A 25,117-nucleotide genomic window follows, 5' to 3' on the forward strand; every position below is an offset into this window, starting at 1 on the left:
AAGGCAGGCGGTCATCGGCACCGATTTTGCGATGCTTTGCTGCGCGCCGCAGCATAGTCTGCACCTGGCTCCCCTTTAGGCTGGTTCTCATGAAGAAGATTGGTTTCCTCTCGTTCGGGCATTGGACGCCCTCGCTGCAATCGCAGACGCGGACGGCATCCGACGCGCTTTTGCAGTTCATCGAGCTGGCCGTCGCGGCCGAGGAGCTGGGTGCGGACGGCGCGTATTTCCGCGTGCATCACTTCGCGCGCCAGCTCGCCTCGCCCTTCCCGCTGCTGGCAGCGGTTGGGGCGAAGACCAGCCGAATCGAGATCGGCACGGCGGTGATCGACATGCGCTATGAGAACCCGCTCTACATGGCCGAGGACGCCGGCGCCGCCGACCTAATCGCCGGAGGGCGTCTGCAGCTGGGCATCAGCCGCGGCTCGCCGGAGCAGGTGATCGAGGGATGGCGCTACTTCGGCTACGCCCCGCAAGAGGGCGAGAGCGATGCCGACATGGCCCGCAGACACACCGGAGTGCTGCTCGAAGTGTTGCTGGGCAAAGGCTTTGCGCAGCCCAATCCGCGGCCGATGTTTCCCAACCCGCCCGGCCTGCTTCGCGTTGAACCACACTCGGAGGGCCTGCGCGACCGCATCTGGTGGGGCGCCGCCACCAACGCCACGGCGGAATGGGCGGCGAAGCTGGGGATGAACCTGCAAAGCTCCACGCTCAAATTCGATGAAGGCGGAAAGCCGTTTCACATCCAGCAGGCCGAACAGATCCGGGCTTTTCGTGAGGCCTGGAAGACGGCCGGACACACGCGCGAGCCGCGGGTGTCGGTCAGCCGGAGCATTTTTGCCTTGGTCGACGATCGCGACCGCGCCTATTTCGGCGGCAATGAGAGCGGAGATCAGTTCGGTTACATCGAGGCAGACAGGCGCGCCGTCTTCGGCCGCTCCTATGCCGCCGAGCCGGACATCCTCATCGAGCAGCTAAAGGGCGACGAAGCCATCGCGGAGGCCGATACGCTGCTGCTTACCGTCCCCAACCAGCTCGGGGTCGACTACAACGCCCATGTCATCGAGGCGATTCTGACCCATGTCGCCCCAGGCTTGGGCTGGCGCTGACGAGTTTGAACAATCGACGCCGCAGGCAGGAACCTGCCCCTCCTGACCTGCTCAGGAGCCGAACAGGCGACTGTCCCAATATACGGGTTGATGCAGGCTGGCTGTGATCAAGGCAAACTCCGGATGGGTCGGATTGATCAACACGTTGTTGTCGAGGCGAGCCACGACGCTTGGCACGATCAAGACCGCGCTGCGGCGCTCGACATACCACGTCTCGCCGAATTCCTTGCTCACCTTTGCCGGCATCATATCCCACCCCGGCAGCGACGGCTGCGAAAATATCTCGTAGCTTAGCCCGCGCGGAACCATGATCTGGACGTAGTGCTGGTTGGGCGGCAGTCTGCCGCTGCCGTGCACCAGCTTTTCCAGCAACGCTGTCGAATAGTGCTCGCTGGTGTAAATCACTGGGCTGCCAGGCGTGTTCCAGCGGCCGGGCGCGATCGTCGAGCCCGTCGCGTCAAAGATCGGATAGATGCCGGCAGGATCGCCGATCCTGAAGCACGGCAGCGTCCGATCGAGTATCTGCGCCGTCAAGCGGCAGTGCCGTATTTCAGGCCTGCAAGGATATCGATCACCAGCTCGGCGCCGATCTCGTTTCGGATGACCATTTCGATCGGGCGTCGGTCTTCCAGCATGGGATGAGGTCGAAATAGAAAGTCACGAGCCTCATCTTCGATCTTCCAGACGTCGAGGGCCAAGTCCCATGCACGAGCCACCCGTGCCACCCGCATGCCCTCCTCCGAAGACAGTCGAAGAGCGCCCCTCTTGCGACGTTCATAGGTTGCCTTTGGAACGAGGCGGTATTTGAATTGGGCATCGGCCGGTGCCAGCAATTGTGAGACGCGTTCGAGCGCGCCGATGGGCAATCCGCCTTCAATTCGAGCCATCAGCCCGAATGGCGACCGTGCAGCCGTTTCCTTGGGCGACAGCCCCAGCACGTCGGCTATATTTCCAAATGCTAACATCTCTGCTTCCCATTCATATGAAGCAGTATACAGCCTCACATGAGGCTGAATGCAAACGTTCTTGCGGTCTCACGGCTGGTTGCCGTCGGCTGGTTTAAGCATCGCAAATGCACGACTGATCCGTTGTAGCGCTGTGGCGTTGGCCAGCACTGCATACAGCGCGAACCCACCCGCCAGAATCCAGGGCGAAGCCGCGCCCATGGCGGTCGCGACTCCGTCCGCGGCGAGCAGCACGCAAATGAACACCAGACGTTCCATCCGCTCGAAGAAATCCGGCCAACCATGGTTTTCTACGGGAATTTCCAGCGCCGTCCGTGCCTTGGCGTAACTTGTGAGTATCCCGCCGGCGAACGCGAACATTGCGATCGCCCACAGATCGGCGACCCAGCCGATTGCCGCAAAGACGGCCAATTCCTGATAACGGTCGACGACGGCATCGAAATAGCCACCGGCCTTGGTGCTCATATTTGTCCGGCGGGCTACCGCACCGTCCAGCGCATCGAAGGTGAAGGCAAACGCCAGGCAAAGGCCAAAGGCAAGACTTGAATGGTGATAGACATAGGCGGCCGACGACAAAGCGACGAGCACGAGCCCGCTAGCCGTAACCTGGTTCGGCGTCATGCCGATCCCGATCAGCGGAGAGGCGGCCTGCTCCCATAGCGGGTCGATGCGACTTTTCATGAGACCGGCGATCATGGCGGCTCCTCTGATGATGTCGTTTCACCGAGCTTTACCAGCAATTTGCGGGTTTGTTCCACCGTCGCTACCGTTCCAATTGGTCAAAGCGGGCCGAGACCGGGCTCAGCAACATTCTCAACTCGCCGCAACAGCGATTTCTTTTTGGCGAATGCGGCCGGCGGAATAAGGCGCTCGCCAAGCTGACGGAGCAAATCGGCCGGCGGTCTGGCGGCCGCACCCGAACGATGTGACTATGATTGCTTGCCATCCGTCGGAAGCCGGCCGAAACTCGATGCATAAATTTTCACCCAAGTTTGCCTACCTGCTCGCGACCTCTCTTGGCGCGGGATTATCTCCAATATGGCCGGGCACGGTCGGCGCAATGGTTGGAGTGGCTGTTGCCGCAGCTCTGATACCTGCATCGCCTTGGCTGACCGTGCTTGCCTATGCGGCCCTGTTCGCCGTTGGCGTATGGGCGTCATCGCATGTTATCTCCCGTACCGGGACGGAGGATCCGCAGATCGTCGTCATCGATGAGACCTTCGGCGCCGCCGCGACACTTTCCATGCTGCCCCTCGATCCGCTCTGGTGGGCAGCAGGCTTCCTTGCTTTCCGGTTTTTCGACGTCGTCAAGCCTTGGCCCATCCGTATCGCACATGACAAGGTAAGGGGTGGGGCCGGCATCATGCTGGACGACGCGGCTGCGGCTGTGGCCGCCGGGGTGCTGCTGCTCCTGCTGAACGGTTTGATTGACCATTTGCCGTAATGGCGGCATTCGGCCCCACTGCCAAAGGCCAGCACGATGGTCCATGCGAGTTTAGCGCCACAAGGGGAGGACCGGAGCAATGCGAAGCTATAGGATCGCAGCCATTCCAGGCGATGGGATCGGCAAGGGAGTCGTAGCGGCCGGGCTTCGTGCGCTGGCCGTCTGCGCCCTTGGCATCGGAACGCAGGAGGCATCCGCGCGCTCACTGATGGTGTTCGTGTGCCTGCGTACGGAAACCAAACCCGTCAAGTGTTTCGATCAGCACCTGTACGGGATCAGGCACACCGTGCGGTGACCGCCACGCGATAAAGCCGTCCGGCCTGACCAAGACCGCCGCTTTCAACCCCGAGCGCGGAAGGCCACCGATGGTCCAAGTCAATCAGATCCCCATTGGCACCCAAGGCGTGGCAGGTCAGCGGCATACGGAGGCGTTGGCTTACGGCGTCAGCAGCCTGACACCATGCTTCGTCGGCGCAGAGGAGAAGAAGATCGCGATCGCACAAATCGAGACTCGAAATCCGCTGGCCGGCGCGCCCGACCGCGAAATGCGGTAAACGCGTGCCAGGGCGACCCGACAGCTTGGCGGATTTTTGGAACGGGTGATCGTCCGGTGTGGATTCCCGAGCCACGATGCCTGCAGTGTAGCGCTGGCCAAATACCACGTCGTAATCCTCGACGATCGCAACAGGAGGAGGCAACCGCTTCGATGGATCGTCGAACCATTTCTGTAGGCGGGCGAGCGCTTGCGCCAACGTAGCCTCGATGACCGGCCTGCGCTCCATGTCATAGCTATCCAGCAACGATGGATCGGCATGCCCGCGTGCTACCATCGCAAGCTTCCAGGCAAACAGGCTGGCAAGTCCGAGGGTTGATTACGTCCCCCCGGAGGGGCGGCGCCCGTGCACTACATCGAGTAACAGCGATAAGCGTCCCGGCGCCGCTCGAAAGCATCTACAGAGTCAGTGCGCCATGCGTGCCGACAAGCGGCATCATGGCATCCACCTCGATCATCGGGAATCGCCGACGGTCAGCGGCCATTGCCTATGCCGCGTAGTGGATATCGGCGGCGGGTGCGATGAACCTGCTATCTGCGCCAGCGCACTGCCAGGCAGTCCTGAGCTCGCGCGATCGAATTCAGGTCCATGGAACATCGCCTCACCCGACGACCACTTTACGACCGTGCTGATCCTCGCCGGTTGGTCGCCTGGCAAGTACCAGGCGACTTGGCGACGTGGCCCGTACGATTACGCTGGCATCAGCGGCTTGACGCGATCGACAATGGCGGCGACCGCTTCCTTCGGGCTCTTGCGACCGAGGACAGCGAGCTGAACCTCCTCGAGAAACGTCGACTGAGCGCGAGCGGCTTCCGGAAAAGCCGGGAAGGCCGGTCGCGCTTTGGCGAGCGCGGCAGCCTCAACCTTCGCCTGCGGCAGCGACCCGGCGAACGACGGCTCGGCATAGGTCGAGGTGCGGACGGGGCCATTGCCGTTGCGCGCCATGTCGAGTGTGGCGGCCTTGCTCGCTACGAAGCGGATGTAGCTCCAGGAGAGCTTCTTGTCCGTCGAATTGGCGGGAATGGCCATCGCCCAGGATTCGACGACCGGATGCATTTCGTGACCGCTGCCGAGGGTTTTGGAGCTGGGGAACTCGATCGCCTTGATCTTTCCCGGTGCGGTCGACTGTTCCTTGTTGTTGAGCTGTGCGTAGCGGGCGAAAGGCAGCACCGCGAAGGCAGCGCGCCCCTGCTGCATCCACGTCACCATGTCGTCGTTGCGCGTTGTGGCATAGCTGCGGGGCAGCGCGCCGGCCTTGAAGAGGTCGGCGAGCACGGACAGGCCTTTTTCCATCGCCTCCGGATCGGGGACCACCTTGAACTGCTTGTCGATGAAATCGCCGCCGAAGGCGCGGGCGAACATGACCGGGAAGACGGCGAGGTCACTCGCAAGGATCATGCCGACGACGGGCGTGCCGGACCTGGAGGTGAAGGTCAGCTTCTTCGCCTGCTCGACCAGCTCCTCCAGCGTGTTCGGTGGCGCCGAAATGCCGGCCTCCTGAAGCAGCTCCTCGTTGTAGAAAAGCCCCTGCGTAGCATGGCGCACCGGAACGCCGACGAGCTTGCCGCCGACGGTCATCGACTGGCGCAGGCCCTCGGCGATATCGTCGAAATCCTCGATCGGCTCGGCTTTCCGGAGATCGTCTAGCGGCTCGAACAGCGAGGCGATCTGCGACGTCATGCGGTTGTCGATGACATAGCCGACGTTGAAATCGGTCTCGCTCAGGCTCGCCTCCCGGAATAGCCGGTCCTGGAGCGGATTGCTGTCGAGCGTGGTCCAGGATATCTGGGCATCGTTCTTGTCCTCCCAGGGCTTGATGACATTGCCGGCGGCGCCGGTCGTCAGGTTGGCTTGGTGGACGCGATGGCAAAGCACGTTCAGCGTCTTTACCTGGGCATGGGCCAACCGACCCAAGGCACCCGTCGCGCCGGCGGCCATCGCCGTCGTCAGCAGGGCTCTGCGTGTCATGTGCAAAGGCATTGTCTTCCTCCCTTTCTCGGTGACGTCGTCACCCCTTGGTCGCGCCGGCGGTCAATCCGGCGACGAGAAACCGGTTCATCAGGACCACGAAGACGAGAACCGGCAGCAATTGGACGGTAGAGGCAGCAAAGAGCACGCCCCAGTCGACGCCATCGATCGAACTGATCATCTCCGAAAGGACCAGAGGCGCGGTCTTGGCGTGGTTGGCGGTGAAGATATAGGCGAACAGAAACTCGTTCCACGCGAAGACGACGACGAAGACGGCGACGGCGAGCATGCCGGGCGCTACGAGCGGCAAGATGATCTTCACAAGGATCGTCAGCGGCCGCGCGCCATCGAGGACGGCCGCCTCGTCGAGTTCGCGCGGTACCTGGTCAATGAACGTGCGCATCAGGAGCGTGCCGAGCGAGACGAAGAAGGTCGCGTAGAGCAGGATCAGCACCAGATGGGTGTCGTTGAGCCCGAGCCGATTGACGACCGGGAACAGTGGCAGCGTCACGACGATCGGCGGGATCAGCCGCGATCCGATCAGAAACATCACCGATCCCTCCAGGAAACGGACGCCTCGATAGCGCGAGTAGGCAAAACCGGCGAGCAGACTTGCCATGACGGCAAGCGCCGTCGCCCCGGTGGTGATGACCAGGCTGTTGACGAGCCCGTCGAAAAACGCCGGCCAGCGGTGCCACAGCGAGGCGTAGTGCTCGAAGGTCGGTTCGAAGAAGAGCTCCGGTGGAACCGCGAAAATCTCGCGACCGGGTTTGAACGACGAGAGCACGATGAAGCCGATCGGAAACACTGACCAGACGACGATTGCCGCAACAGCGAGCGTCTTTCCGGCACCGATGGCGAGACGTCTAGAACGCATTGGCCATGGATTCCTTGCGCAGCCGCCACACATAGCCAGTCGCAAGCAGCAGCGAGATGACGACCATCATCCATGCCGTCGCGGCCGCCGTGCCGAACGAGTTGTAGCGGAAGCCTTCCTGATAAAGATAAACGGAAACGACCTCGGTCGTGCGTGCCGGGCCGCCCTGGGTCAGGAGCCAGACCTCGGAAAAGAGGCGGAAGGCGAAGATGTAGCGGAAGAGCAGCGCGATCAGCATCGCTGGCGCCAGAAGCGGCAGCGTGATGTTGCGGAAGAGCTGGAACGCATTGGCTCCGTCGGTGCGCCCAGCCTCGTAGAGCTCCTTCGGAACCGCGAGCCGTGCCGCATAGAGGATGATGAATGTGAATGGCAGGTGCAGCCAGATCGTGAGCAGGCCGACGAGGATGAGGCCGTGAGAAGGGATGAACGTCCAGTCGAGCGTCGGCAGACCGGTGTATCGCAGCATCAGCGTGATCGGGCCGACGTCTGGATCGAACAGGAAGCGCCACATTGCGACCGCCGTCACCTCGCTGATGGCGTAGGGAGCGAGCACCACGACGAGCATGACGCGCTGGAGGGGAAGCCCGGAGGCGAAAAGCAGGGCCAGGCCAAGGCCGAGCAGCAGTTCGATATGAACCGCAACGGCGACGACGAGGACCGTGTTCCAGACCGAACCCCAAAAATAGGGATCGGTGAGGACGCGGATATAGTTATCGAACCCAACGAAGGTTGCCGATTGGCCGAATGACGAGGCTTCGAAACTCAGCCACAGGACGAAGATCGCGGGGAGCACGATGATCCCAAGCACCAGGAGGTGCACGGGCGTCGCATAGAGGTAGGCAGGCGAAAACGCGAAGCGCCGCCTCTTGGTCTCGCCAGCCGCTTCCGCCGCCCCTTCCCCCCTATGGCCGACGGACGCCTCGGAACCAAATGCCATTGCTCCTCCCTGAGCGGTTGCGCGTCAGCCGTCCCTGGCGGCAAGTGGAACGGTGCCCTCCACCGTCGTTCGGTACATCACCCGGCGATATCCGGGATAATCGTTGATGGCGGTGTGCAGGACATGGGGATTGTTCCACATACCGAGCGTCTTCGGTTCCCAACGCAGCCTGCAGTTGAACTCGGGCCGGACAGCCCGCGCCATCAGGAAGTCGATCATCGGCTTGCTTTCTTCTTCCGTCATCCCCTTGAAATTGGTCATCACGCTGCTGACGAAGACATAGCGCCGGCCAGTCTCGGGGTGGCGACAGATCACAGGATGCTCGACGACGGCATTCTCGATCGCCTCGACATCGGCCTTGACGCCGAGCCGGCTGTGGGCCGCGTTGATGGCGAAGACCCCGCGGCCGCTATGAACGCCCGTCAGCCCTTGCAGGATCTCGACCAGCCGCGGCGAAAGCGAGTCATATGCCTTCTCGAGACTTGAGAAGCATGTGTCGCCGCCGACCGGCGGCACCTCTTCACCGTAGAGGATCGTAATGCCTGGCGGCTTTGGTAGCCAGGCGAGGTCCATGTGCCAGTCCTCGCCGATCACCTTGCCCGTGTCGTCCGGCTCGCGCACGAAGCGCACGATATCGTCGAAGCCGTCGATCGGCGTGTGCACCGGATTGCCGCTAAATGGTCCGAACCGGCGGGCGACCTTGTGGACGCCGGCGGCGTCAAGCTCCTGATCGCGCACGGCGAGCGCATGATATTTGTAGAGCGCGCGGCGAACGTCCTGGAAGGCATCCTCGCTCGCGCTCGCCAGATCGATCCCACGAATTTCTGCACCGAGCGCTCCAGTGAAGGGGCTGACCTCGAAACGGGTGAATGCATCATCGCGCAGCACGTGACCCTCCCTAATACGCGCCTCGTCGCCATCATGGGCTGGGCTGACTTACCTGTAAGTAAGTAACTTGAAAGCCAAAGGCTGTCAACTCACCCTCGCTTTGATCCACCGGATGTCTAGCCTCGACCCGAGCCCTTCCCCGCATGCTGCCAAGCGGCGCGGATGATCGCGGCGAGCGCTGCGAAAGTCCTGGCGACCTCGTCGAAGCTTCCGGTGTCCTGCGTCATCGGTGGACAGGACAGAAGGGTAATGCGCAGCATGTGCACGAGCTCGTCGCTGAGTGTGTCGGAGGAAAGCTCTCCGTCCTTCACCGCCTGGTCCACCGCATGACGCAGGCTCTGATCATAGACCCGGTTGACGCGCTCCAGGGCACGTTCCGCTGGTTCGCCGAGAACCGGGAGGTCGTGGCGAAGGCGCGAAAGCGGGCTCCACATATTGCGGGCTCCCTTCTCAGCGTTGAAACGTTCGTAGAAGCGGCGCAGATCCTCGAGCTGCATATCGAGACGGTCGAAGAACCGGATATCGGGGGTCGTCCAGAAGCGCTTGATGCGGGCCTCGGCGTTGGCGGCGAAGTCCGCGATCAATTCCTCCATCAGCTGACGCTTGTTGCCGAAGTGATGATGGATGTTGGCGCGCGTCGTGCCGATTGCCGTCGCTATATCGCCGAAGCTGAAACCATCGTGGCCGCGCAGGACATAGAACTCGGCCGCGACCTCTTTGATTCTGCTGCGGGTAGAGTGCGCCTCATCGCCGGGAGATCCTGAAGTGTTGGCTCTCATATCCCTTCCGAAATTCATGCCGCTCGCCATCGCGACAATCAGCATACGAAACGTGCTGCAACCGTCCGCCGCCGGTCGGCACAGACGCGATCAGCGTTGCTACCATACAATGTCATGGGATGTACCCGTCGTACATGGATCTTCTTCTACGCTCAGGTGGGAACTAATTTGCGCCAGTTCGCGACATTCAACGTTTCGCACGAACATCCCCTCCTCCTCCTTAGCACCAGCCCCGAAGGCCTTACGAGCCTCCTCGGGGGTCGCCCGATCCTCGCCGGCTTCGATGCATAGTTGCACAGCCTTCCGCCACTTGGGCCCCATCTTGGTCCACTTCAGGAGTTCCTCGGCGGCACCCTCGACATTGTTGCACCGGCAGGTGACCCCAGGTCGGTCAGTCTTGACGTACACCGGAGGGGAGAACCAATGGCTTGCCACAACACCTCCTACCGGGAGAGATACATCTTGGCTTCCTTGGCGGCAGCCTCAAAGGCCTTTCGCACCACCTGAGGGTCAATCGAATCGCCCTCCAGATCTGACAGGCACAGCGTCACCGCCTTATGCCAGCAGGGTCCTCTCCGGGTCCACGTTTTGAGCTGCTCAAGGGCTGCCCTCGCATTGTTGCAGCCATGCCTGACACCGGTTTCAGTCTTCACGAACAGCGGAGGGACGAACCAATGGGTTGCCATGATACCTCCTACTCAGGGGAGAGATACACGTTGGCCTCCTTGGCAGCCGCCTCGAAGGCTTCACGGACCTCTTGGGGGGAGGATTTGCCCTCGAATGCATCGACGCAGGATTGGACAGCCTTGGTCCACTTCGGGCCCTTTGTGTCCCACGCCATGAGTTCCTCGGCGGCTCCCTCGACATGGCTGACCCCATTGCGAATGCCCGGACGTTTCGTCTTCACGTAGACCGGGGGAGCGAACCAGAGGGGACCCATAAGGGGAACTTAGAGCGGCAAGAGCCCGCTGACCAACCCCGCTTTAGCCGCAGCTAAGGGAACGATGTAGGCCCTCGCGGGTTTAGAGGTTGCAGTGGTCCTTCTCGGATGTGCAGCCGCTGTGGCAGGGTCCGTCGCCTTTCTCACGGGCGGCGGGCTCCTTTCGCGAAGGCGGTTTTGGTCAGAGACACCTAGAACCTTATACCGCATCCAATTTAGCTAGTTGTCACATTGGGGGGAGCAATGTCCCCTCCTCTTTTGCAGCAGCCAGGAATGCCTTGCGGGCCTCCTCAGACTCCATCTCGTCGAAAATCACGGCCATGCAAACGCGCACCGCGAGGTCCCAGCAGGGGCCACGCTTGGTCCACTTCATCAGCTCCTCGCCGGCTGCCTCGGCGTTGTTGACGTTGTGGATGATCCCGGGACGCTCGGTCTTGACGGGGACCGGAGGGTTGAACCAGTGGAGGGTCATGCGGTCACTCTTTGTCGACCTTATCAAGTTCCTCCAGCAAATACCTTTGCTCAGCCCGCAGTTCCCGTTCTACACGCAGATTTAGCAGGTTGCGAAGGTAATTGCGGATTACCTCTGAGGTGATCCACCGCCGCACAATTTCGGCAATAACCTTCTGTTTGGCTTTATCGATTTCAACCACATTCGGGCCTACATCTTAAAAGGACCGAACTGCACCTCGAGCGGATTTGTTCCTTAAGGGGGCCAGAATGTTTGATACAAAAATCTGGGCGGGTGATCGGATAACTGGCTCGCGCGAGGCCCCCCGCGCGCCCTTCGTTTCCCACTGGCGAGGCCCTAACAATCCCCGTCAGAGAAGTTGGAACCCAACATCGTGAGCCTGAGCCAGAAGTTACGCAGCCAGCAGCCGTTCTGCATCTATTGTGCCGGATCGGCTCGCGGCGTCGACATCGACCACGTGCCGCCAAGGGTCTGTTCGATGGCAAGTGGCGACCGAAGGGCGGGGAAGTGACTCCCTGCAAGGCATGCCATGAAGGGACGCTCGAGATGGACGATGTCGCGGCGTTCGCAAGCCGTTCCTGCCCAACCCGACGACTGGGGGACAGCATGGTTGTCATTGGTCATGACGATCACCTGGGCGGTGCGCCAAGAGGGCTTGGGCACGGCAGGCGCACCGTCTAGGGACAAAGGCTGCCGATGCTTCGTCAGGATTGTTCCGATATCAGCGAGTCCGCTTCTTGATAGGTCTTGCGACCAGTACGCACGCGCGCGCGGCCACAGGTCGAGGCTAGGAAACTCACACTCGCGGGCGCTGGTTGATCACCGAGCCAACACGAGCGACCTCGGCTAAGCGCCGTGTGTCCCTCTTACAGGCTTGGCTGCTATATTATTGCAGTGACCCTGCCCGACGCATCGAGGCGACAACTGACTTGCGCCTGCCGGACTTCGATGCCACCTTGTCTAGCGTAGTCTATTCGCACCTCGATCGGCGCCGTGAGTGCGCCTCGACGTTGACGCAAGGCACCTGCGCTTACCGCGTGGACACGGACGGCGCCAAGCGGCGTCGCAGCGGACACGATCGCCGCGCGGCAGGCGCGCACCACTGCGGCTGGCGTACCGGTTTTCGCTTTCAGCGGTGCCAGAAACTCAGCGGGATAGCCCTTGGTGACCCGCTCGGACCCACCGTCACCAGGTTTAGAGGGCAGGAGGACGGGTGGCAGGACGATCGATTGCCTGGCGGGCTTGGGAGAGGCAGTGGCTGTGGTGGCTGCGGCCGGACTACCGGGAGCGGTAACCGATTCGTTTTCGGCGGCTGGATCGTCGCCCACACCGACATCCGTCGAAATCCCTCCGCCTGTGTCACCTACGGTGCCGCTGGCACTAACGCTTGCGTCGACTGAGCCGTCATCTGCGCCGACCGAAGCTCCAACGCTTGCTCCGCCTACACCGTCGACGCTCGTGCCCACCCCCACAGATACGCCTTGCGAACCGGCACTCACTCCAGCACCGACCCCGGCACCGCCAACATTGCCGCCTACACCTGCATCAAGAGCCGAGGCAGGCCCGATTGCGATCCCGATCGTCAACGCGGCTGCGACGTATTTTTTCATTATCATACTCCCCTGCGGCATACATTTCGCTCACTATTCTTCACTGGCCTAGGTCGAGCTTTTTCGGTGGTCGCGTTGGGAGCAATGCGGCGGGAAGAGCGATGGTTGACAGCAGAACAGGTTGCGGTGACTTTTGGACCTTCACTTTCTGTTTTTCCGGCAAGCCCGGTGTACGGACTGGTTGGAAGCCCGAACGCGATAGCCTACTTGCATGTGCACTCGCGGGGGTACGTGCTTTCGGCGCGCGCTCCGCAGCCGCAGTGCGACGCTTACCCTTGACAATATCAATTGCCTCACGCGCGGCACTGAGGCTGCGGGCTAGACCGATAGCCCTTTCACGCTCTTGGTCGAGCGCCGCACTCAATTCTATCGAGTTCTGCTTTAAAGCATCGCGTTCCTGGCGAACAATATCGAGGGCACGTACAGCTGAATCTGCTCGTTCGCATCCCAGCTCGAGTGTTTCTCGAGCCTGCTTTAGAGCGGCCTCGGCCACCTGTCGCTCCCTTATGGCGTTGGCCTGCTCGACGGCTGCCAGATTTGCGCCTGCCTTAAGAGCATCGATCGTTTGGCGAGCCGTGGCAAGTTCTTGTTCCAAGAGCTCGACCTTGTGCCGCTCGTCATCAAGCGCTCGCTTCGCAGCAAGCTGGGAGGCGTCCTTAGAGGGGGGTGCTCCAGGCGCGGCAGCCTCCTCGCTGTTCCAGAGACTGGCTTCGGCCCTGTAGCTTTCGATAACGCGCTGCGCCGTCTCCAGATCGAGCCCGAGCGCTTCCTCTGTTCGTTGCTGCTCTTTTAGGGCTTGTGCTTGCTCAGCCACCGTGTCTGCCAGCACGTGTGCTTGGGCGCTTAGATCACGTACGCCGCGCTGCATAACGTCTAGCTCCGCTCGTGCTGCGGCCAACTCGCGGCGTAAAGCCACTTCATGCTCGCCGAGCGGCGTTAGCGCGCCCTCCTTGAGTGCCTGTGTTTCGCTGAGCACCAGCTCTCTAGATATATAGGATCCGAGCGTGCTCGGTTGTGGCTTGCCGGATTCTTTGCCGACCTCGGTGTGTTCGGAAACCACGACCGACGAGCTGTCGTTAGCTGCGGCAACAGCTGACGCTTCGGGCGCCAACTGACTATTTGCCGGAGATGCCAACAGCAGAACGAGGCATAACGGAACGAGGGATAGCATGGCGCTACACCCCCTGCCGCGTATCTGCAGATGATTCATCACTGAACCTCACCGACCGCGGCCTCACCGCTATTGTATTCTCCACTTATGCGCGCGGCGCTGGATCAATGCTAGTGAAGCACCCTCGGCAACGCCAAGGCACCGAATAAGGCGTAAAGCCTGTCTCCTATTTCCTTACTTATCATCATTCGAACGAACGGAACTTTCGTTCATTTACTCTGGGGGTTGTCTGAAACCCCGAAAGGCTGCCCTGCTCAAAACGGCTCTGTCTGGTCACTCCAGAGCCTCCAAGATACTGGAGGTCACGCTCTGGAGGAGGACGAGCCCCATCAATCGCAACGAGGATGTGTTTGCGATCAATCCGCTTGGCAAAGTGCCCGTTCTCGTTCTCAATGACGGTTATACGATCTTCGATTCGAGCGTAATCTGCGGCTATCTCGACGATCTCGAAAGCAGTCGTCGGCTCATCCCCGAAAGAGGGCGAGCAAAATGGTCCGCCTTGCGCCTCCAGGCGCTCGCCGGCGGCATGTACGACGCAGGCATTTCCATCCGCTGGGAAAACGAGCGCCGCCCTGAACATCTGCGTTACCCTGCCTTGGGCGCAGGCATGACGATGAAGCTCATCGAAATTCTATAACTTTGTGGAACGCGAGGTCGAATTCGACGCGCCGCTGAATGTCGGCCACATCGCGCTCGCCTGTTGTCTAAGCTGGCTGGAATTCCGGAGATTGCCCGACTTCTTGCAGGGGAGGCCACGACTGACGGTATAGATCCTTCGTGCAACGCCCTTCAATGCGTGCCACACCCTACGACGGTGACACGCGAGATTGATATCGATCGCCAGGCTTTCGAATCCAGCATGTGTCGGTCATCAGCCAAGCATTCTCGAAGCCAAGAGAAAGCCTGCGCTGCAGCCGGCCAGGACCGCGGCCGCGATCCGCGCGCGCGGATCGGGGAAATTTCGGACGCAATGATGTTTCGGACTGCTCCCGACGGCATAAATCGCTCGTGGAACGCCGTGCCGCACGCTACGACGGTGACACGCAAGATCGACATCGATCTCTAGGCTTTCGAAATCCAGTATGTGTCGGTCACCAACCAAGCGTTCTCGATGCCATTTTTTGGTCGCCCTCGGTGATATTGCGCGAGACGGGTGACCTTGCCTCGCGCAGCCTTGAGGGCGACCATCAAGGCCTTTTCTTCGTCACTGCGCCTGGCTCCGCTGCAGGGGTAAAACCCGCATGGCACAAGTGATCGTACGGGAAACGTATCGCCAGCCCTTTGCAGAAGCATCATGAAACCTCGTCGGTCTTCACCCGTGAACGGCAATGCCATCCGGCCAGCGTCGGACAAATTTGAAAGCCACCGTTCCGGCACGTGCGTCACTCCGGCAAAGGCGACAATCACATCGAGGTCTGGCAGATCAACCGCCTGCGTTGCATCACCGGACGTCACTTCGACGTGCGCATAATGAGCGAGATTGCCTTGCGCGCGCCGGGCTAGTTCTTCGTCGATCTCATAGGCAATCACGCGTCCTTGAGAACCCGTCAGTTCAGCGAGGATGGCGGTGAAATAGCCGACACCGGCGCCCACCTGAAGGACGGTCTGGCCGGGAGTGATGTTCAGATGGTCGAAAACCAATGCCCAAAGCGACGGCAAGCCGCTGTTCAGTCCGCGTTTTTCGTCAAGCAAGACCAGAACGTCGTGGTAAATCTCATGAAGTGCGGCTGAAGGGCTGGTATGGACCGCCCCGATTTGCAATCTCGAATGGATACGCCATGGCCCGTCGCCAAGATACTGTTCGCGCGGAACCTTTGCGAAGGCCTCGATGACCGCAGGGTTGTGCAAGACCGGTGACGCGACACGCAGGTCTTCGGCAAACCATCGGCGCGCTTCACTGGCATCGGTTCTTGTCGGCATGGAATATCGGCTCCCGGATTGCGCGTACCCGAGTCATGCTCTCAGAAAACCGAACGGCGGCAAAGGGTGCCTATCCTCGCGTCCGCCCTGCAGTCGAAGTGATTCGGAGCCGTTGGATCACGCAAGCTCCGACTTGAGCACGATCATTGCAAGCTCGCGCCAAGTTCTAAATTAGGCCAAGACAGCGCTCGTGCATCCACGTCGGTGATCAGCATATGGCCCGGCGAGACTGTGATGGAGATCGCGAGTTCGGCACGAGCAAGAGCGTCTTGGGCGGTCAGGCTGCTCGCCCAGAATACAGGGATCTCCCCGTCCAAGACTTCGACGGCATCACCCCAGTCGGGAGCCATCAAATTTCGGATGCCGACCGTCGTGGGCTCTCCGACATGGATGGGAGACCCGTGCGCATGCGGAAAGCGCGCGGTGAGCACGCGAACCTTGTCGACTTCGCTATGCCGTATCGGACGCATGGAGACGACCATTTCGCCACCGAACGGTCCGACTTGGGACGTCTCGATCTTGGTGCGGAACTTGGGGGCGGTTTTTCCATGGCCGATACGCCGGAGTTTCACGCCTCGTTCGACAAGTGCGGCCTCGACGGTGAGCGAACTGCCGAGCGCGAAGGCCGCAAAGTCATCTCGCCACAGGTCGATGATGTCTGTGGTCTGGCGGATCATCTCGCCGAAGTGATAGATGGTGTACTGTGGTGCATCGGTCCGGATATCGATATCGCCCAGCGCAGGCAGAAATGGGCTGCCCGCACGGCTCACACCGACCAAAGGGCAGGGTTTCGGATTGCGGACACAAAACTGATAGAAATCGGCGGCAAAGCTGCGCGACACAATCACGACGTTGGCCTGGAGCTTGCCGCGCGCAAGCCCTCCTGTATGCCCTTCATAGGCACCCATCCTGACGAGTCTGCGCAATCTGCCCGCATCGACCATTCGCAAATCCTCGTAGATCGGTAAAGTGATCGGGCGAGCCATGGCTTCCAACGGAATGCGCGTTTCAACGACACGTCGAGAGCGCGTAAGATCATCGGCGGGTCTGCCGCTTGTCAAATCATCAGAATCTTTCCTCATTGATAAATCGTATTTATTGGCCGGCGAAGGATGGCGCTTTTTATTAGCTTTTGCTCATATTTATTCTCATTGACACTCGCGGCAGCCGATCGCTTCTATCTGTCGGCTTGCCTCATGCAGGAAACCAAGATCGCGGTTCATGTAGAAGAGCAGGAAAGCCGCGTAGAGTACAAAGACGAGACTGAACACCAGCGTCTTCACGATCAGCGACAGTGCAAAAACATTCAGGTGCGGAGAGGCCCGCGCCAGGAAAGCCAGCACAATGTCGGACAGGAGCATGCTGATGATGAGCGGGAAAACGAGGGTCAGCGCCATCGCCATGATGCGATTCAGCAGACGCAGGAATATTCCTGCAGCATCCTTGCTGAATACAGGCAGAAGACTGTCGATCGGCCACAGGCCGTAGCTCTCGTAGAGACTGGTCAGGGAAAGCTGCAGGCCGCCGGCAGCCAGGTAGATTGTGACCATGATGACCGCGAGCAAGGTGCCGGTAGCACTCGTCTCGTGCGTCATCATAGGGTCGATCAGCGTCCCCATCGTAGAGCCCCGCTGCAGGTCGAGGACGTCACCGGCAGCCTCTGCTGCCCAGAACGGTATCCCCATACACAGCCCGAGCGTTACGCCGACCACAACCTCCTTGAGAATGTAGGCTGCAATCATCGTGGTCGTGATGTCGCTGTTCGTCAGCTTGCTCACGACCATTGGAAAGATTGGAACTGCCAGCGCCAATGCCACGCCATTGCGCAGAAGCCCTGATAGCGGCACACGCGAAAACAGCGGCATCAGAAGCATGAAACCACCCACGCGTGCGAGCGCGAAAGCGCCTGCCAGGAGATAGACCTGAAGGTCTTTGACAGACGCGAAGAGTGGTTCGACCGGCACCCGCGTGCCTCAACGTGTGACGACGGGGAATTCGTCCAGAGCCGTCGATGCCTGCTGCGCGATCTGCTGGCCAAGCACAGGACCTAAGACGATGATGACTAGCAGGATCACGACAAGCTTGATCGTCTGCGGCAGCGACTGGTCCTGAATCTGTGTCAGCGCCTGGGCAAGGCCGACGAGGATGCCGACCGCCAGTGCCGCAATGATCGCTGGGCTGGACGCGAACAGCACCGTCAAAAGCGCGCTTTGGACCTTCGCCAGGATGAAGTCATTGTTCATGCGTACCCGCCATGTCGTCAGCCGTAACTCAGGATCAGGCCATGCATCAGCCGCGACCAGCCATCTATGGCGACGAAAAGGAACAGTTTCAGGGGAATCGAAATAAGGACCGGCGAGACCATGATCATGCCGAGCGTCATCAGGATATTGGCGACAACGATGTCGATGATGAGGAAAGGAAGGTAAAGCAGGAAACCGATCTCGAAGGCTCGGGTAAGCTCGGACGCAACAAAGGCCGGAACAAGGATCGAGAGATCGTCGTCCTTCAGGTTCTGCCGCGCCTGTTCCGGCCAAAGGCGGCTCGTTCCATCGAGAAAAAACTGCCGCTCCTGCGGCTGAGTGAATTTCATAAGGTGTCGCTGCAGTGGTTCCTTGACCAGTTGCGCTGCCCTGGCGAGGTCGTCGGTCGTCTGGAACTGAACTTGCCCTTCCTGAAGTCGGCCAGACATCTCGCTCAGCAACGGTGTCGTGACATAGACGGTGAGCACAAGCGCTATGCCGTACAGCACCAGATTGGGTGGCATCTGCTGGACGCCGAGTGCATTGCGGATGAGAAACAGCACGACCGAAATCTTCAAGAACCCCGTCATCGTGACCACCGCCAGAGGCAGCAACCCGACGAAGCCGACGGCGATCAGAATACCAAGGAGATTGGGCGAATTCTCAAGCATTATCGAACATACGAACGATTCGCACGCCCAGGCTTTCCCCAATCCGCACGATCTCGCCACTGCCAACACGTTTACCGTTGGCGATGATGTCGACAATCGCCTCCGTTACATCGGGGAGCGGAACGATGGCGCCGGGCGCAAGCAGCCTCACCTCTCCGAGAGGCATTGCCGTGCGGCCGATTTCGAAAGCGAGTACAACCGGCAACTCGTCCAGAGTTGACTCTTCCAAGGTCTGGCCAACTGACGGCGGCGAGTTCTGATTCATGGTCCACTCCCAATTGGATCCGGCGATGGGGGTCGGCGCGGCAAGCAATTGCGGCCCGGCGGCAGTCAGGGCCACCGATGCATAAAGGTGCTCGGCAATGATGAGTGCCGCGTTGCGTTCTTCCGCCTCATTCCTGAAAAGCACCACGTCGCCAGCCTGGAGGCTTTTCAGCTCGCCAAGGGTTACTTTGAGTGCGCCACGCCGAAGGCAGATCGGCAAAGGAAATTCGGCCGGGATCGGCGGTCTGGCCTTGGCGATCTCGTCAAAAAGACGGCCGATCCGAACCGCCAGGCTGGCGTCACTCGTGTTCAAGACGCAGTCAATCGTCTCCTGGTTGTCGGTCAGGACAAAAGCCAACGGGGTCTCGCCCGAAACCGAAACTGCTTCTGTTTGTGTGACCGAGGTGAGCGCGATACTGTCGCCCAGCTTGGCCTCAATCCATCCGAGATCCTCTTCAAACGCGGATTCCAGCAGCAGTGCGGCGTGGGAGGGGGCCAGCCGCTTCATGTCGACCAGTTCGCCTGCCCTGGCGAAGCCTCTTTCGACCGCGGAAAGCGGCAGGCGCAATTTGCCCATCGTGTCTCCGACGGAGAACGCAATGGTGTACCACCGCTGGTCCGCAGGGTTCGGCGCCGGCCAGACGGCGGCAATCGCCACCGCCCTGCCCGCGATCGTGATTTCCGCGTGCGCGCGCCGGCGGTAGAAGGCGTTCAATGCCTCAACGTCGATAGACGCAACAGAGTTCAGCACCAGCCGCTCGCCAACGCTCGACCGTGAGGCCTTGCGTTTTGCCGACTTTACCTGCGCTCTCGTTTTTCCCGACGCAAAGGCTTGGGGCATCACATCCATATTCACGATCACAAAATGGGCTATGTGGGCAGGCGCGTTGGACCGCGCTCTTCTTCCTCGGAAAGCTCGGCAAGCGCCAGGCAACGTCGTGCGGTGCGGTTGATCAGATGCTCCAATACCCCGTCCAGCTTCGTCAGAGCTTTCATGGCCTCACGATGATCATTGCGAGCTGCCGACAGTTCCGCTTGCCGTTGCTGCTCGGCGACGCCGGCCATCTTCTCGTTTTCACGCAATTGCTCGGTTTTTCTGGCGGCGATTTCAAACCGGCCCTGTAGCTGGTGAAGGCTGGCAGCTTTTATCCGATGCCCAATAAGCGAGCCGAACGCTGCATCTTCGGCATCGACCGTGTGCTGCAGGTGCTCCGTGACCGCACTGGCCGCCTGCCGACCCTCCCTCGCGGCCCGGTCCAAAGCGGCGTGCCGTTTGATCACCTCTTCCCTCGCACGGTCCTCACGGCGGCGTCTGAGCTCGCGTAATCGAGTGATCATCTCACGATCTTTCACCGACGATCTCCCGCATGAGTTGGCGTGTCCTCTCCAGGCTCTCATGAGTGGCGGACGCCTGACGCAGAAAGGCGTTGATGACATCGATCTTCGCCACTGCCTCGTCCGCCACGGGATCGCTGCCTTTTTCGTATTCACCGACGCGCAGGAGAAGCTCGATGTCAGCGTAGCGGGCAAGCAGTTCACGCAGGTGGCCGGCGTCGGACCGATGTTCCGGCGCCACAACCGCATCCATGAGGCGGCTTCGGCTGCGCAGGACATCAATGGCCGGGAAATGGTTGCGCTGCGCAAGCTCGCTCGACAAGAAGACGTGGCCATCAAGGAGGGCCTGAACTTCCTCGGCGACAGGGTCCAGCGTACCGTCGCCTTCAAGAAGAACGCTGTAGAGGCTGGTGATGGATCCGACGCGACCCGTGCCTGACCGCTCGAGCAGACGGGGCAAGACCGCAAACAGCGAAGACGGAAAGCCGCGACGCGTCGGCGGCTCGCCCGCGGCCAGGCCAATCTCTCGGTGCGCACGGGCAAACCGGGTTAGGTTGTCCATTGCAAGCAACACATGTTTGCCCTGGTCGCGAAAATATTCGGCAATGCTGGTCGCCACATAGGCAGCCTTGACACGCTCAATGGCGGGACGGTCGGAGGTCGCAACAACGACAATGGCCCTCGCCCTGCCCTCGGGCCCGAGCTGTTGTTCGAGGAATTCGCGTACCTCACGTCCGCGCTCTCCAACAAGGGCGACCACCGCGACATCGGCATCGGTGCCGCTGACGATATCGGAAAGCAGGATCGACTTTCCCACGCCCGGTTCGCCAAAGATTCCGACGCGCTGGCCGCGCGCGCAGGTGAGCAGCGCATCGAGCGCGCGTATTCCGAGTTGGATCGGCTGGGAAATCAAGCCGCGCTCCAGCGGAGATGGCGGATAGGCATTGACCGGATAGCTGCCGGTGATGCCGTCCGGCGAAAGCGGCTTGCCGTCCAATGGCTCGCCAAGCGCGCTGATCACGCGACCAAGAAGGCTGGGGCCGACGGGCACCTGCTGGTCTTTTCCGGTCGCCACGACCTCAGTCAGGTTTGAAAGACCGGTCAAATCGCCCAGCGGAACAAGGATCGCCATTTCGTCCATGAGGCCGACGACTTCCGCCTTGGTCACCCTTCCGGTCCTAGGGTCGACGAGTTCGCATATCTCGCCGATACGGGCCTCCTCCACAGTCGCATGAATGACGGTGCCGGCGACACGCCGTACACGCCCCTTCCTGGGCCGGCCGGTATCGTCGCGCAGACCCGAACGCAAATTCGGAATGATGGAGGCCAGACGGCTTTCGATATCAGCGGCGGGCGCGGTCATCGGACCTCCGTCTTCGGCGCAATCGCGGCAGCTATGGCTTTGAGCTGCGCGTCGATGCTCGCGTCGACGACGGCAAAGTCGGTCGAAACGATGCAGGCGTCCGGAGCCAGCGCGTCATCCGCGTCGATCTCAACCGTCATCGCCAGATCACTCTCGCGCAAGACTGCGTCCAGCTCATCACGAACCCTTTCGATGGACGCGGAATGAACTCGGAGTTTCAGGTACTTGGCGCGGCGGATTTCAGTCACCGCCTGTCTTGCGGCTTTGGCGACAAGCGCGCCGACGTCGAATTCTCCCAGAATTCGCCTGACGATATCGACGGCAAGGCCAATGACTTCGGATTCCAGCCCACCAAAATAGCGATCCACCTTGACCGCCGTCTCGCTGACTAGCCGCGTGGCCTCGGCATCGCCTTGCGTCTTGCCGTCGTCATAGCCCTGCGCATATTCGGCCGCATAGGCTCGCCGAGCGGCGTCGCGCAACTGCTGCGCATCACGCCTTGCTTCATCGAGAAACGCATGCCCATCCTGGAGAGCGCGCACCTCGGCGGCCCGCAGTATCCGAGCGTAGGGACGCCTCAGAGCTTCCGACGCTTTGCCCGATTCGATCATCTCGTCTAGCTCATCGCTCGTCGAACAATCGCGGGACCGACCTCGGCAAATTGTTCGGCTGACGGCTGGTGGATGAGCTCTTGCGGCACCAGCTTGAGACGCACCCGCATGCTCGTATCGCCCGGCATGAACTGACACCAGGCGCCAAGGCAGCTCAGGCCGTCGCCGTAGACGCGACCGGAAATGTCTTCCAGCGGCCCCAATCGCTCAATCGGGCCGGCCAGATCGCGGTTGGCGAGGGCGAAAGCGCACAGATCAGCCCCAAGCGCCGCCTGCAATGCGGCCGCTTCGCGCCCAACAATGACAGCGGCCAGACTCCCAGCCCAGTAGATCGCGCCCGAGCGAAGTGCAAGTTCCTCCAGCTCTTCGCCAGACGACAAGGCGATCGCTCGATCCACCTCATCGGCCGGCTCTTCGACCACTGGAGAGAGCCTATGCCGATCGAGCAGAAGCTTCGACAGTCGCTCCTGCAAGCGTTGCGAGCGCAGCATGCGCTCGCAGGCAGCCTCGCCGACCGCGCCGTCAAAGCACTCCGCGAGCCAAGCCGCATCCACATAGGACGCGGGTTTGGAGATGAATGCCTGCCATTCCGGGCTGGCAGTTTGCTCCGAGCCGGGCTGGGTCATGTTTTCTTCACCGGCATTGCGGGAGCATCGAGCGCGTAGACGCCGGGCCGTCGATACCACTGCATGTAGGCCAACCGACCAGCCAGCACGAATATGGCCGCCGCCATGCCATAAAACAGTGACATCGCGGCGGCGACGCTGTCTGGATGCAGCCACAGGCCGAGGAAGGTGGTGAGACCGGCCTCGCCGGTTTCCTGGTTGGGAGCCGTCGCTGCAACCGGAATGAGGGTGACCGAAACATTGTCATAGGTCAGTCCGGCGATGCCCTTGGCCACCAGCATCTTGACCTGCGGGATGAGCTCATTCATCGGAACGGATGCGCGATACCGGATGAACACGGAGGCGGACGACGGTAGCAGTTGCTGCCTCAGTGGATCGTTTTCGGGCAGGACGAGATGAACGCGCGCCGAAAGTACGCCGTCGATGTCCGAAATCGTCTGCGACAGCTCCTGGCTCAGGCCATAGATCATCGTTGCCCGCTCTTCCACCGGCGAGGACACAAGCCCATCCCTCTTGAACACCTCGCCGAGCGTCTGGAATTCCTGTTTGGGCAAGCCGCTCTCGTCGAGAATGGCCATAGCTTCGGCGAAGCGGCCCTTCTGTACGGAAACCGTCATCTTGCCGTCCTTGCCGACCTCGCGTTGGGCCGGGATCCCGTGACGCATGAGCGTGGCCACGATCTCGTTGGCCTGCCGCTGGTTGAGGTTGGAATATAACTCCACCGAACACGCCTGGAGCACAAGCATACCCATGACAACGAGCGCAACGCGACACCGGACGCCGCATTGATTCAATCGCGTTGAACGCCGCAGCGAGGTTGGCATGGGCACGAACACTCCGCGGCGCTTACTGTTGTTTGATCAGCGTGCTGGTGGACGACGTGACGGCCGTCACGCTGCTCGTAACCACCTCGAGATTGGCGGCTGCCCACATCACCGAAATTGATCGTTCCAGGAGTTGCTCTGCGTTCTTGGCTGGGGAGTCTTCGCCTTCCTTGCCGGACAGAGCCATCTTGTCGGCGCGATCCTGCGCGGCGGCCGTTTCAGCACTTTCGGGGGCGTTAGCCTGGCCAAGAGCCTTCTGTACCTGCTGCATGGTTCCTTCCAGCGACTTGACGGCAGAACCGAAAAGGGCCGATGGATCCGTGAACACCCCACCTGCGGCTTTTTCCGTCTCGGCCATGTAGTCGAAGAGTTTGTGTTCGACGATCGGCTCGGTCTTCTCCGGTTTGGAAGTCTGTCCGCCTATTGCCGGATTGGCGCCGGGCGTCTGCGCCACCTGCTGACCAGCCCGCGTGGCGACATCACTGCGCTCAGGCATATTGACCTTCGCGGCATCGTGCTTTTCTTGCTTGGCGCCCACCATTCGGTTGCCGGGCTGCTCTGCCGCGCCGGCGGTGATTTGCTGTTGCGAACTTATGCTGGTGGTCAAGTTTGCAAGCGTAGCCTCTAGGGCTCCAATCGGCGCGATTTGCATGAATGTGCCCTCCAGTTCTTAGTTCGGTTTGGCGGAGGGGACAGTCTGCGCCTCCGCCTGCTTTCCGCGGAAAACGCGGACCGACACAGCTTTGCCGGCTTCCTGCTTCGTGCTCGGCGTGGCAGGAACCCCGAGCGTTTTCCTGACGAGTTCGATGTAGGATGGCGGCCCCGATACCGAGATGACATCGTCTTGCTTGGAAACCTTTATTGGAAACTTCGGGTCGCTGACGCCCAGCCGTGAAAGCCTGTCTTCGGCGCCAGCAGCCATGTTGGCATCAAGCGGGATCATTTCCGTCTGGACTTCCGCTTCGGTCGCGACGTTCATGACGATACCGTCGAAATGCCAGACCAGCCCGTATCGATTGCATATCTCTTCGAAGAACTCGCGGGCTGTTCCAACCGGCATGCCGGCGCTCAGGCGCCCCTTTACCAGCTTGCTGACACGCATGGGCACCCGCATGTTGCGGCCGAGCTCAACCAGCGCGTCTGTCACGGACTGATCGATCGTGATGTATTTGTAAGGGCCAGGGGGCCAGCGCGGTTCGGCAGCGGACGCACGCTGCCAATCAAAGCCGAGCGCCAGGATGACGGCAAGGCCGCAGGCGACAACGGTAGCCCTGCCTCCCGACAACCGATCCAAATGGTAGATACCGCGTCCCGTCACATTGGTCCTATCGCAAGCGACCCACGAGTGATGACCCGCCTCGCTCATTTCATAGCTTGTCCGCCGATGTCATCCTATCGCGCACACTCGAAAATGGGAAGTCCAATTGGATTATATATCAACGACCTGTGCCAAATGTTGCGAACGATCCGCAAGGCGATATGGTGCCGCGTTGGAATCGGTTACCACCGGGTTCGCAATCGTCGGTCCAATGTGGAAGGGAGTGGT

Annotated in this window: 33 protein-coding genes; 3 read left to right on the top strand and 30 right to left on the bottom strand. The window is 60.8% G+C overall.

Annotated elements, in window-relative coordinates; all coding sequences use genetic code 11:
- The first annotated feature begins 89 nt into the window (after positions 1 to 89).
- Positions 90 to 1,109 (top strand): LLM class flavin-dependent oxidoreductase, encoded by a 1,020-nt coding sequence (locus NKI18_RS18655; RefSeq protein ID WP_352618628.1) that lies wholly within the window; start codon positions 90 to 92, stop codon positions 1,107 to 1,109.
- Between the two features lie 51 nt (positions 1,110 to 1,160).
- Here NKI18_RS18655 and NKI18_RS18660 read toward each other — a convergent pair whose 3' ends face one another.
- The 3 genes from NKI18_RS18660 to NKI18_RS18670 all read right to left on the bottom strand — a co-directional run bounded on the left by NKI18_RS18660 (position 1,161) and on the right by NKI18_RS18670 (position 2,770).
- Entirely contained in the window at positions 1,161 to 1,643 is a 483-nt protein-coding gene (locus tag NKI18_RS18660; protein ID WP_352618631.1) for an RES family NAD+ phosphorylase, read from the bottom strand.
- Positions 1,640 to 2,074, bottom strand: coding sequence for an antitoxin Xre-like helix-turn-helix domain-containing protein (locus NKI18_RS18665; protein ID WP_352570002.1), 435 nt, complete (start codon positions 2,072 to 2,074; stop codon positions 1,640 to 1,642). The genes NKI18_RS18660 and NKI18_RS18665 overlap by 4 nt, the downstream gene beginning before the upstream one ends.
- 69 nt (positions 2,075 to 2,143) lie before the next feature.
- Positions 2,144 to 2,770 (bottom strand): CDP-alcohol phosphatidyltransferase family protein, encoded by a 627-nt coding sequence (locus NKI18_RS18670; RefSeq protein WP_352618634.1) that lies wholly within the window; start codon positions 2,768 to 2,770, stop codon positions 2,144 to 2,146.
- A gap of 274 nt (positions 2,771 to 3,044) precedes the next feature.
- Between NKI18_RS18670 and NKI18_RS18675 the strand changes: the two genes are divergently transcribed.
- Positions 3,045 to 3,518 (top strand): phosphatidylglycerophosphatase A family protein, encoded by a 474-nt coding sequence (locus tag NKI18_RS18675; protein ID WP_353020231.1) that lies wholly within the window; start codon positions 3,045 to 3,047, stop codon positions 3,516 to 3,518.
- Positions 3,519 to 3,720: 202 nt separating this feature from the next.
- Here the strand turns inward: NKI18_RS18675 and NKI18_RS18680 are convergent, their stop codons facing one another.
- The 14 genes from NKI18_RS18680 to NKI18_RS18745 form a co-directional block, all read right to left on the bottom strand.
- A complete protein-coding gene (locus NKI18_RS18680) occupies positions 3,721 to 3,861 on the bottom strand; it encodes an aromatic-ring hydroxylase C-terminal domain-containing protein (protein ID WP_352618783.1) in 141 nt (46 codons plus the stop codon).
- On the bottom strand, positions 3,794 to 4,369 hold the full coding sequence (locus tag NKI18_RS18685) for an FAD-dependent monooxygenase (protein WP_352618786.1): 576 nt from the start codon (positions 4,367 to 4,369) through the stop codon (positions 3,794 to 3,796). The genes NKI18_RS18680 and NKI18_RS18685 overlap by 68 nt, the downstream gene beginning before the upstream one ends.
- A 393-nt stretch (positions 4,370 to 4,762) precedes the next feature.
- Positions 4,763 to 6,052, bottom strand: a complete 1,290-nt coding sequence (locus tag NKI18_RS18690; protein ID WP_352618640.1) for an ABC transporter substrate-binding protein — start codon at positions 6,050 to 6,052, stop codon at positions 4,763 to 4,765.
- A 28-nt stretch (positions 6,053 to 6,080) separates the two neighbouring features.
- Complete coding sequence (locus tag NKI18_RS18695; protein WP_352618643.1) at positions 6,081 to 6,917, bottom strand: carbohydrate ABC transporter permease; 837 nt, start codon at positions 6,915 to 6,917, stop codon at positions 6,081 to 6,083.
- The gene (locus tag NKI18_RS18700) at positions 6,907 to 7,854 is read right to left on the bottom strand and encodes a carbohydrate ABC transporter permease (protein WP_084641568.1); all 948 of its coding nucleotides are present in this window, start codon (positions 7,852 to 7,854) and stop codon (positions 6,907 to 6,909) included. The genes NKI18_RS18695 and NKI18_RS18700 overlap by 11 nt, the downstream gene beginning before the upstream one ends.
- Positions 7,855 to 7,878: 24 nt before the next feature.
- Entirely contained in the window at positions 7,879 to 8,742 is an 864-nt protein-coding gene (locus tag NKI18_RS18705; protein WP_352490782.1) for a TauD/TfdA dioxygenase family protein, read from the bottom strand.
- Positions 8,743 to 8,858: 116 nt separating this feature from the next.
- A complete protein-coding gene (locus NKI18_RS18710) occupies positions 8,859 to 9,539 on the bottom strand; it encodes a TetR/AcrR family transcriptional regulator (protein WP_353020232.1) in 681 nt (226 codons plus the stop codon).
- An 81-nt stretch (positions 9,540 to 9,620) separates the two neighbouring features.
- Positions 9,621 to 9,956: a DUF982 domain-containing protein gene (locus NKI18_RS18715; RefSeq protein ID WP_352618649.1), complete on the bottom strand. Its 336-nt coding sequence runs from the start codon at positions 9,954 to 9,956 to the stop codon at positions 9,621 to 9,623.
- 8 nt (positions 9,957 to 9,964) lie between these two features.
- Positions 9,965 to 10,207, bottom strand: coding sequence for a DUF982 domain-containing protein (locus NKI18_RS18720; RefSeq protein WP_352618652.1), 243 nt, complete (start codon positions 10,205 to 10,207; stop codon positions 9,965 to 9,967).
- Positions 10,208 to 10,215: 8 nt separating this feature from the next.
- On the bottom strand, positions 10,216 to 10,428 hold the full coding sequence (locus tag NKI18_RS18725; protein WP_353020234.1) for a DUF982 domain-containing protein: 213 nt from the start codon (positions 10,426 to 10,428) through the stop codon (positions 10,216 to 10,218).
- Between the two features lie 259 nt (positions 10,429 to 10,687).
- Positions 10,688 to 10,933 carry a DUF982 domain-containing protein gene (locus tag NKI18_RS18730; protein ID WP_352618658.1) on the bottom strand — a complete coding sequence of 82 codons (246 nt, stop codon included), beginning with the start codon at positions 10,931 to 10,933 and terminating at the stop codon, positions 10,688 to 10,690.
- A 4-nt stretch (positions 10,934 to 10,937) separates the two neighbouring features.
- Positions 10,938 to 11,114, bottom strand: coding sequence for a hypothetical protein (locus NKI18_RS18735; RefSeq protein ID WP_023679277.1), 177 nt, complete (start codon positions 11,112 to 11,114; stop codon positions 10,938 to 10,940).
- 700 nt (positions 11,115 to 11,814) lie between these two features.
- Entirely contained in the window at positions 11,815 to 12,543 is a 729-nt protein-coding gene (locus NKI18_RS18740) for a hypothetical protein (RefSeq protein WP_352618661.1), read from the bottom strand.
- A 40-nt stretch (positions 12,544 to 12,583) separates the two neighbouring features.
- Positions 12,584 to 13,714, bottom strand: coding sequence for a coiled-coil domain-containing protein (locus NKI18_RS18745; RefSeq protein ID WP_353020237.1), 1,131 nt, complete (start codon positions 13,712 to 13,714; stop codon positions 12,584 to 12,586).
- Between the two features lie 346 nt (positions 13,715 to 14,060).
- Between NKI18_RS18745 and NKI18_RS18750 the strand changes: the two genes are divergently transcribed.
- Complete coding sequence (locus NKI18_RS18750; RefSeq protein WP_352618667.1) at positions 14,061 to 14,351, top strand: glutathione S-transferase N-terminal domain-containing protein; 291 nt, start codon at positions 14,061 to 14,063, stop codon at positions 14,349 to 14,351.
- Between the two features lie 425 nt (positions 14,352 to 14,776).
- On the opposite strand, the gene NKI18_RS18755 is transcribed toward NKI18_RS18750, so the two are convergent.
- From NKI18_RS18755 to NKI18_RS18815, 13 genes are all read right to left on the bottom strand, one after another.
- Positions 14,777 to 15,634: a protein-L-isoaspartate O-methyltransferase family protein gene (locus NKI18_RS18755; protein ID WP_352618670.1), complete on the bottom strand. Its 858-nt coding sequence runs from the start codon at positions 15,632 to 15,634 to the stop codon at positions 14,777 to 14,779.
- A 143-nt stretch (positions 15,635 to 15,777) separates the two neighbouring features.
- Positions 15,778 to 16,716: a D-glutamate cyclase family protein gene (locus NKI18_RS18760; RefSeq protein ID WP_352618673.1), complete on the bottom strand. Its 939-nt coding sequence runs from the start codon at positions 16,714 to 16,716 to the stop codon at positions 15,778 to 15,780.
- A 66-nt stretch (positions 16,717 to 16,782) separates the two neighbouring features.
- Positions 16,783 to 17,598, bottom strand: a complete 816-nt coding sequence (gene sctT, locus NKI18_RS18765; protein WP_352618675.1) for a type III secretion system export apparatus subunit SctT — start codon at positions 17,596 to 17,598, stop codon at positions 16,783 to 16,785.
- A gap of 9 nt (positions 17,599 to 17,607) precedes the next feature.
- Positions 17,608 to 17,877 (bottom strand): EscS/YscS/HrcS family type III secretion system export apparatus protein, encoded by a 270-nt coding sequence (locus NKI18_RS18770; RefSeq protein WP_352454247.1) that lies wholly within the window; start codon positions 17,875 to 17,877, stop codon positions 17,608 to 17,610.
- A gap of 17 nt (positions 17,878 to 17,894) precedes the next feature.
- Positions 17,895 to 18,548, bottom strand: coding sequence for a type III secretion system export apparatus subunit SctR (gene sctR / locus NKI18_RS18775; RefSeq protein WP_352618678.1), 654 nt, complete (start codon positions 18,546 to 18,548; stop codon positions 17,895 to 17,897).
- Positions 18,541 to 19,662 (bottom strand): type III secretion system cytoplasmic ring protein SctQ, encoded by a 1,122-nt coding sequence (sctQ, locus tag NKI18_RS18780; RefSeq protein WP_352618681.1) that lies wholly within the window; start codon positions 19,660 to 19,662, stop codon positions 18,541 to 18,543. The genes sctR and sctQ overlap by 8 nt, the downstream gene beginning before the upstream one ends.
- A 20-nt stretch (positions 19,663 to 19,682) precedes the next feature.
- On the bottom strand, positions 19,683 to 20,165 hold the full coding sequence (locus tag NKI18_RS18785) for a hypothetical protein (protein WP_352618684.1): 483 nt from the start codon (positions 20,163 to 20,165) through the stop codon (positions 19,683 to 19,685).
- Entirely contained in the window at positions 20,152 to 21,510 is a 1,359-nt protein-coding gene (locus tag NKI18_RS18790) for a FliI/YscN family ATPase (RefSeq protein WP_352618686.1), read from the bottom strand. Before NKI18_RS18790 ends, NKI18_RS18785 begins: the two co-directional genes overlap by 14 nt.
- Positions 21,507 to 22,121 carry a type III secretion system stator protein SctL gene (gene sctL / locus NKI18_RS18795; RefSeq protein WP_352618689.1) on the bottom strand — a complete coding sequence of 205 codons (615 nt, stop codon included), beginning with the start codon at positions 22,119 to 22,121 and terminating at the stop codon, positions 21,507 to 21,509. Before sctL ends, NKI18_RS18790 begins: the two co-directional genes overlap by 4 nt.
- A 5-nt stretch (positions 22,122 to 22,126) precedes the next feature.
- Complete coding sequence (locus tag NKI18_RS18800; RefSeq protein ID WP_352618691.1) at positions 22,127 to 22,747, bottom strand: SctK family type III secretion system sorting platform protein; 621 nt, start codon at positions 22,745 to 22,747, stop codon at positions 22,127 to 22,129.
- A complete protein-coding gene (gene sctJ / locus NKI18_RS18805; protein ID WP_353020254.1) occupies positions 22,744 to 23,571 on the bottom strand; it encodes a type III secretion system inner membrane ring lipoprotein SctJ in 828 nt (275 codons plus the stop codon). The genes NKI18_RS18800 and sctJ overlap by 4 nt, the downstream gene beginning before the upstream one ends.
- 22 nt (positions 23,572 to 23,593) lie before the next feature.
- Complete coding sequence (locus NKI18_RS18810) at positions 23,594 to 24,223, bottom strand: hypothetical protein (RefSeq protein WP_352618693.1); 630 nt, start codon at positions 24,221 to 24,223, stop codon at positions 23,594 to 23,596.
- Between the two features lie 18 nt (positions 24,224 to 24,241).
- Positions 24,242 to 24,937 carry a type III secretion protein gene (locus NKI18_RS18815; RefSeq protein WP_352618695.1) on the bottom strand — a complete coding sequence of 232 codons (696 nt, stop codon included), beginning with the start codon at positions 24,935 to 24,937 and terminating at the stop codon, positions 24,242 to 24,244.
- Between the last annotated feature and the right edge of the window lie 180 nt (positions 24,938 to 25,117).

The organism is Mesorhizobium sp. M0800 (genome assembly GCF_040320095.1).
In the GTDB taxonomy this organism is placed as follows: Bacteria; Pseudomonadota; Alphaproteobacteria; order Rhizobiales; family Rhizobiaceae; genus Mesorhizobium.

What these genes read in the sequence shown, in the direction of transcription:
- NKI18_RS18720 (WP_352618652.1), bottom strand. Translation starts at nt 10,207, where the DNA reads ATGGCAACCCATTGGTTCGTCCCTCCGCTGTTCGTGAAGACTGAAACC.
- NKI18_RS18670 (WP_352618634.1), bottom strand. Translation starts at nt 2,770, where the DNA reads ATGATCGCCGGTCTCATGAAAAGTCGCATCGACCCGCTATGGGAGCAG.
- NKI18_RS18675 (WP_353020231.1), top strand. Translation starts at nt 3,045, where the DNA reads ATGCATAAATTTTCACCCAAGTTTGCCTACCTGCTCGCGACCTCTCTT.
- NKI18_RS18790 (WP_352618686.1), bottom strand. Translation starts at nt 21,510, where the DNA reads ATGACCGCGCCCGCCGCTGATATCGAAAGCCGTCTGGCCTCCATCATT.
- NKI18_RS18810 (WP_352618693.1), bottom strand. Translation starts at nt 24,223, where the DNA reads ATGCAAATCGCGCCGATTGGAGCCCTAGAGGCTACGCTTGCAAACTTG.
- NKI18_RS18770 (WP_352454247.1), bottom strand. Translation starts at nt 17,877, where the DNA reads ATGAACAATGACTTCATCCTGGCGAAGGTCCAAAGCGCGCTTTTGACG.
- NKI18_RS18710 (WP_353020232.1), bottom strand. Translation starts at nt 9,539, where the DNA reads ATGAATTTCGGAAGGGATATGAGAGCCAACACTTCAGGATCTCCCGGC.
- NKI18_RS18665 (WP_352570002.1), bottom strand. Translation starts at nt 2,074, where the DNA reads ATGTTAGCATTTGGAAATATAGCCGACGTGCTGGGGCTGTCGCCCAAG.
- NKI18_RS18800 (WP_352618691.1), bottom strand. Translation starts at nt 22,747, where the DNA reads ATGACCCAGCCCGGCTCGGAGCAAACTGCCAGCCCGGAATGGCAGGCA.
- sctR (WP_352618678.1), bottom strand. Translation starts at nt 18,548, where the DNA reads ATGCTTGAGAATTCGCCCAATCTCCTTGGTATTCTGATCGCCGTCGGC.
- NKI18_RS18695 (WP_352618643.1), bottom strand. Translation starts at nt 6,917, where the DNA reads ATGCGTTCTAGACGTCTCGCCATCGGTGCCGGAAAGACGCTCGCTGTT.
- sctJ (WP_353020254.1), bottom strand. Translation starts at nt 23,571, where the DNA reads ATGCCAACCTCGCTGCGGCGTTCAACGCGATTGAATCAATGCGGCGTC.
- NKI18_RS18655 (WP_352618628.1), top strand. Translation starts at nt 90, where the DNA reads ATGAAGAAGATTGGTTTCCTCTCGTTCGGGCATTGGACGCCCTCGCTG.
- NKI18_RS18740 (WP_352618661.1), bottom strand. Translation starts at nt 12,543, where the DNA reads ATGAAAAAATACGTCGCAGCCGCGTTGACGATCGGGATCGCAATCGGG.
- NKI18_RS18815 (WP_352618695.1), bottom strand. Translation starts at nt 24,937, where the DNA reads ATGAGCGAGGCGGGTCATCACTCGTGGGTCGCTTGCGATAGGACCAAT.
- NKI18_RS18755 (WP_352618670.1), bottom strand. Translation starts at nt 15,634, where the DNA reads ATGCCGACAAGAACCGATGCCAGTGAAGCGCGCCGATGGTTTGCCGAA.
- NKI18_RS18760 (WP_352618673.1), bottom strand. Translation starts at nt 16,716, where the DNA reads ATGAGGAAAGATTCTGATGATTTGACAAGCGGCAGACCCGCCGATGAT.
- sctL (WP_352618689.1), bottom strand. Translation starts at nt 22,121, where the DNA reads ATGATCGAATCGGGCAAAGCGTCGGAAGCTCTGAGGCGTCCCTACGCT.
- sctQ (WP_352618681.1), bottom strand. Translation starts at nt 19,662, where the DNA reads ATGGATGTGATGCCCCAAGCCTTTGCGTCGGGAAAAACGAGAGCGCAG.
- NKI18_RS18700 (WP_084641568.1), bottom strand. Translation starts at nt 7,854, where the DNA reads ATGGCATTTGGTTCCGAGGCGTCCGTCGGCCATAGGGGGGAAGGGGCG.
- NKI18_RS18730 (WP_352618658.1), bottom strand. Translation starts at nt 10,933, where the DNA reads ATGACCCTCCACTGGTTCAACCCTCCGGTCCCCGTCAAGACCGAGCGT.
- NKI18_RS18745 (WP_353020237.1), bottom strand. Translation starts at nt 13,714, where the DNA reads ATGCTATCCCTCGTTCCGTTATGCCTCGTTCTGCTGTTGGCATCTCCG.
- NKI18_RS18690 (WP_352618640.1), bottom strand. Translation starts at nt 6,052, where the DNA reads ATGCCTTTGCACATGACACGCAGAGCCCTGCTGACGACGGCGATGGCC.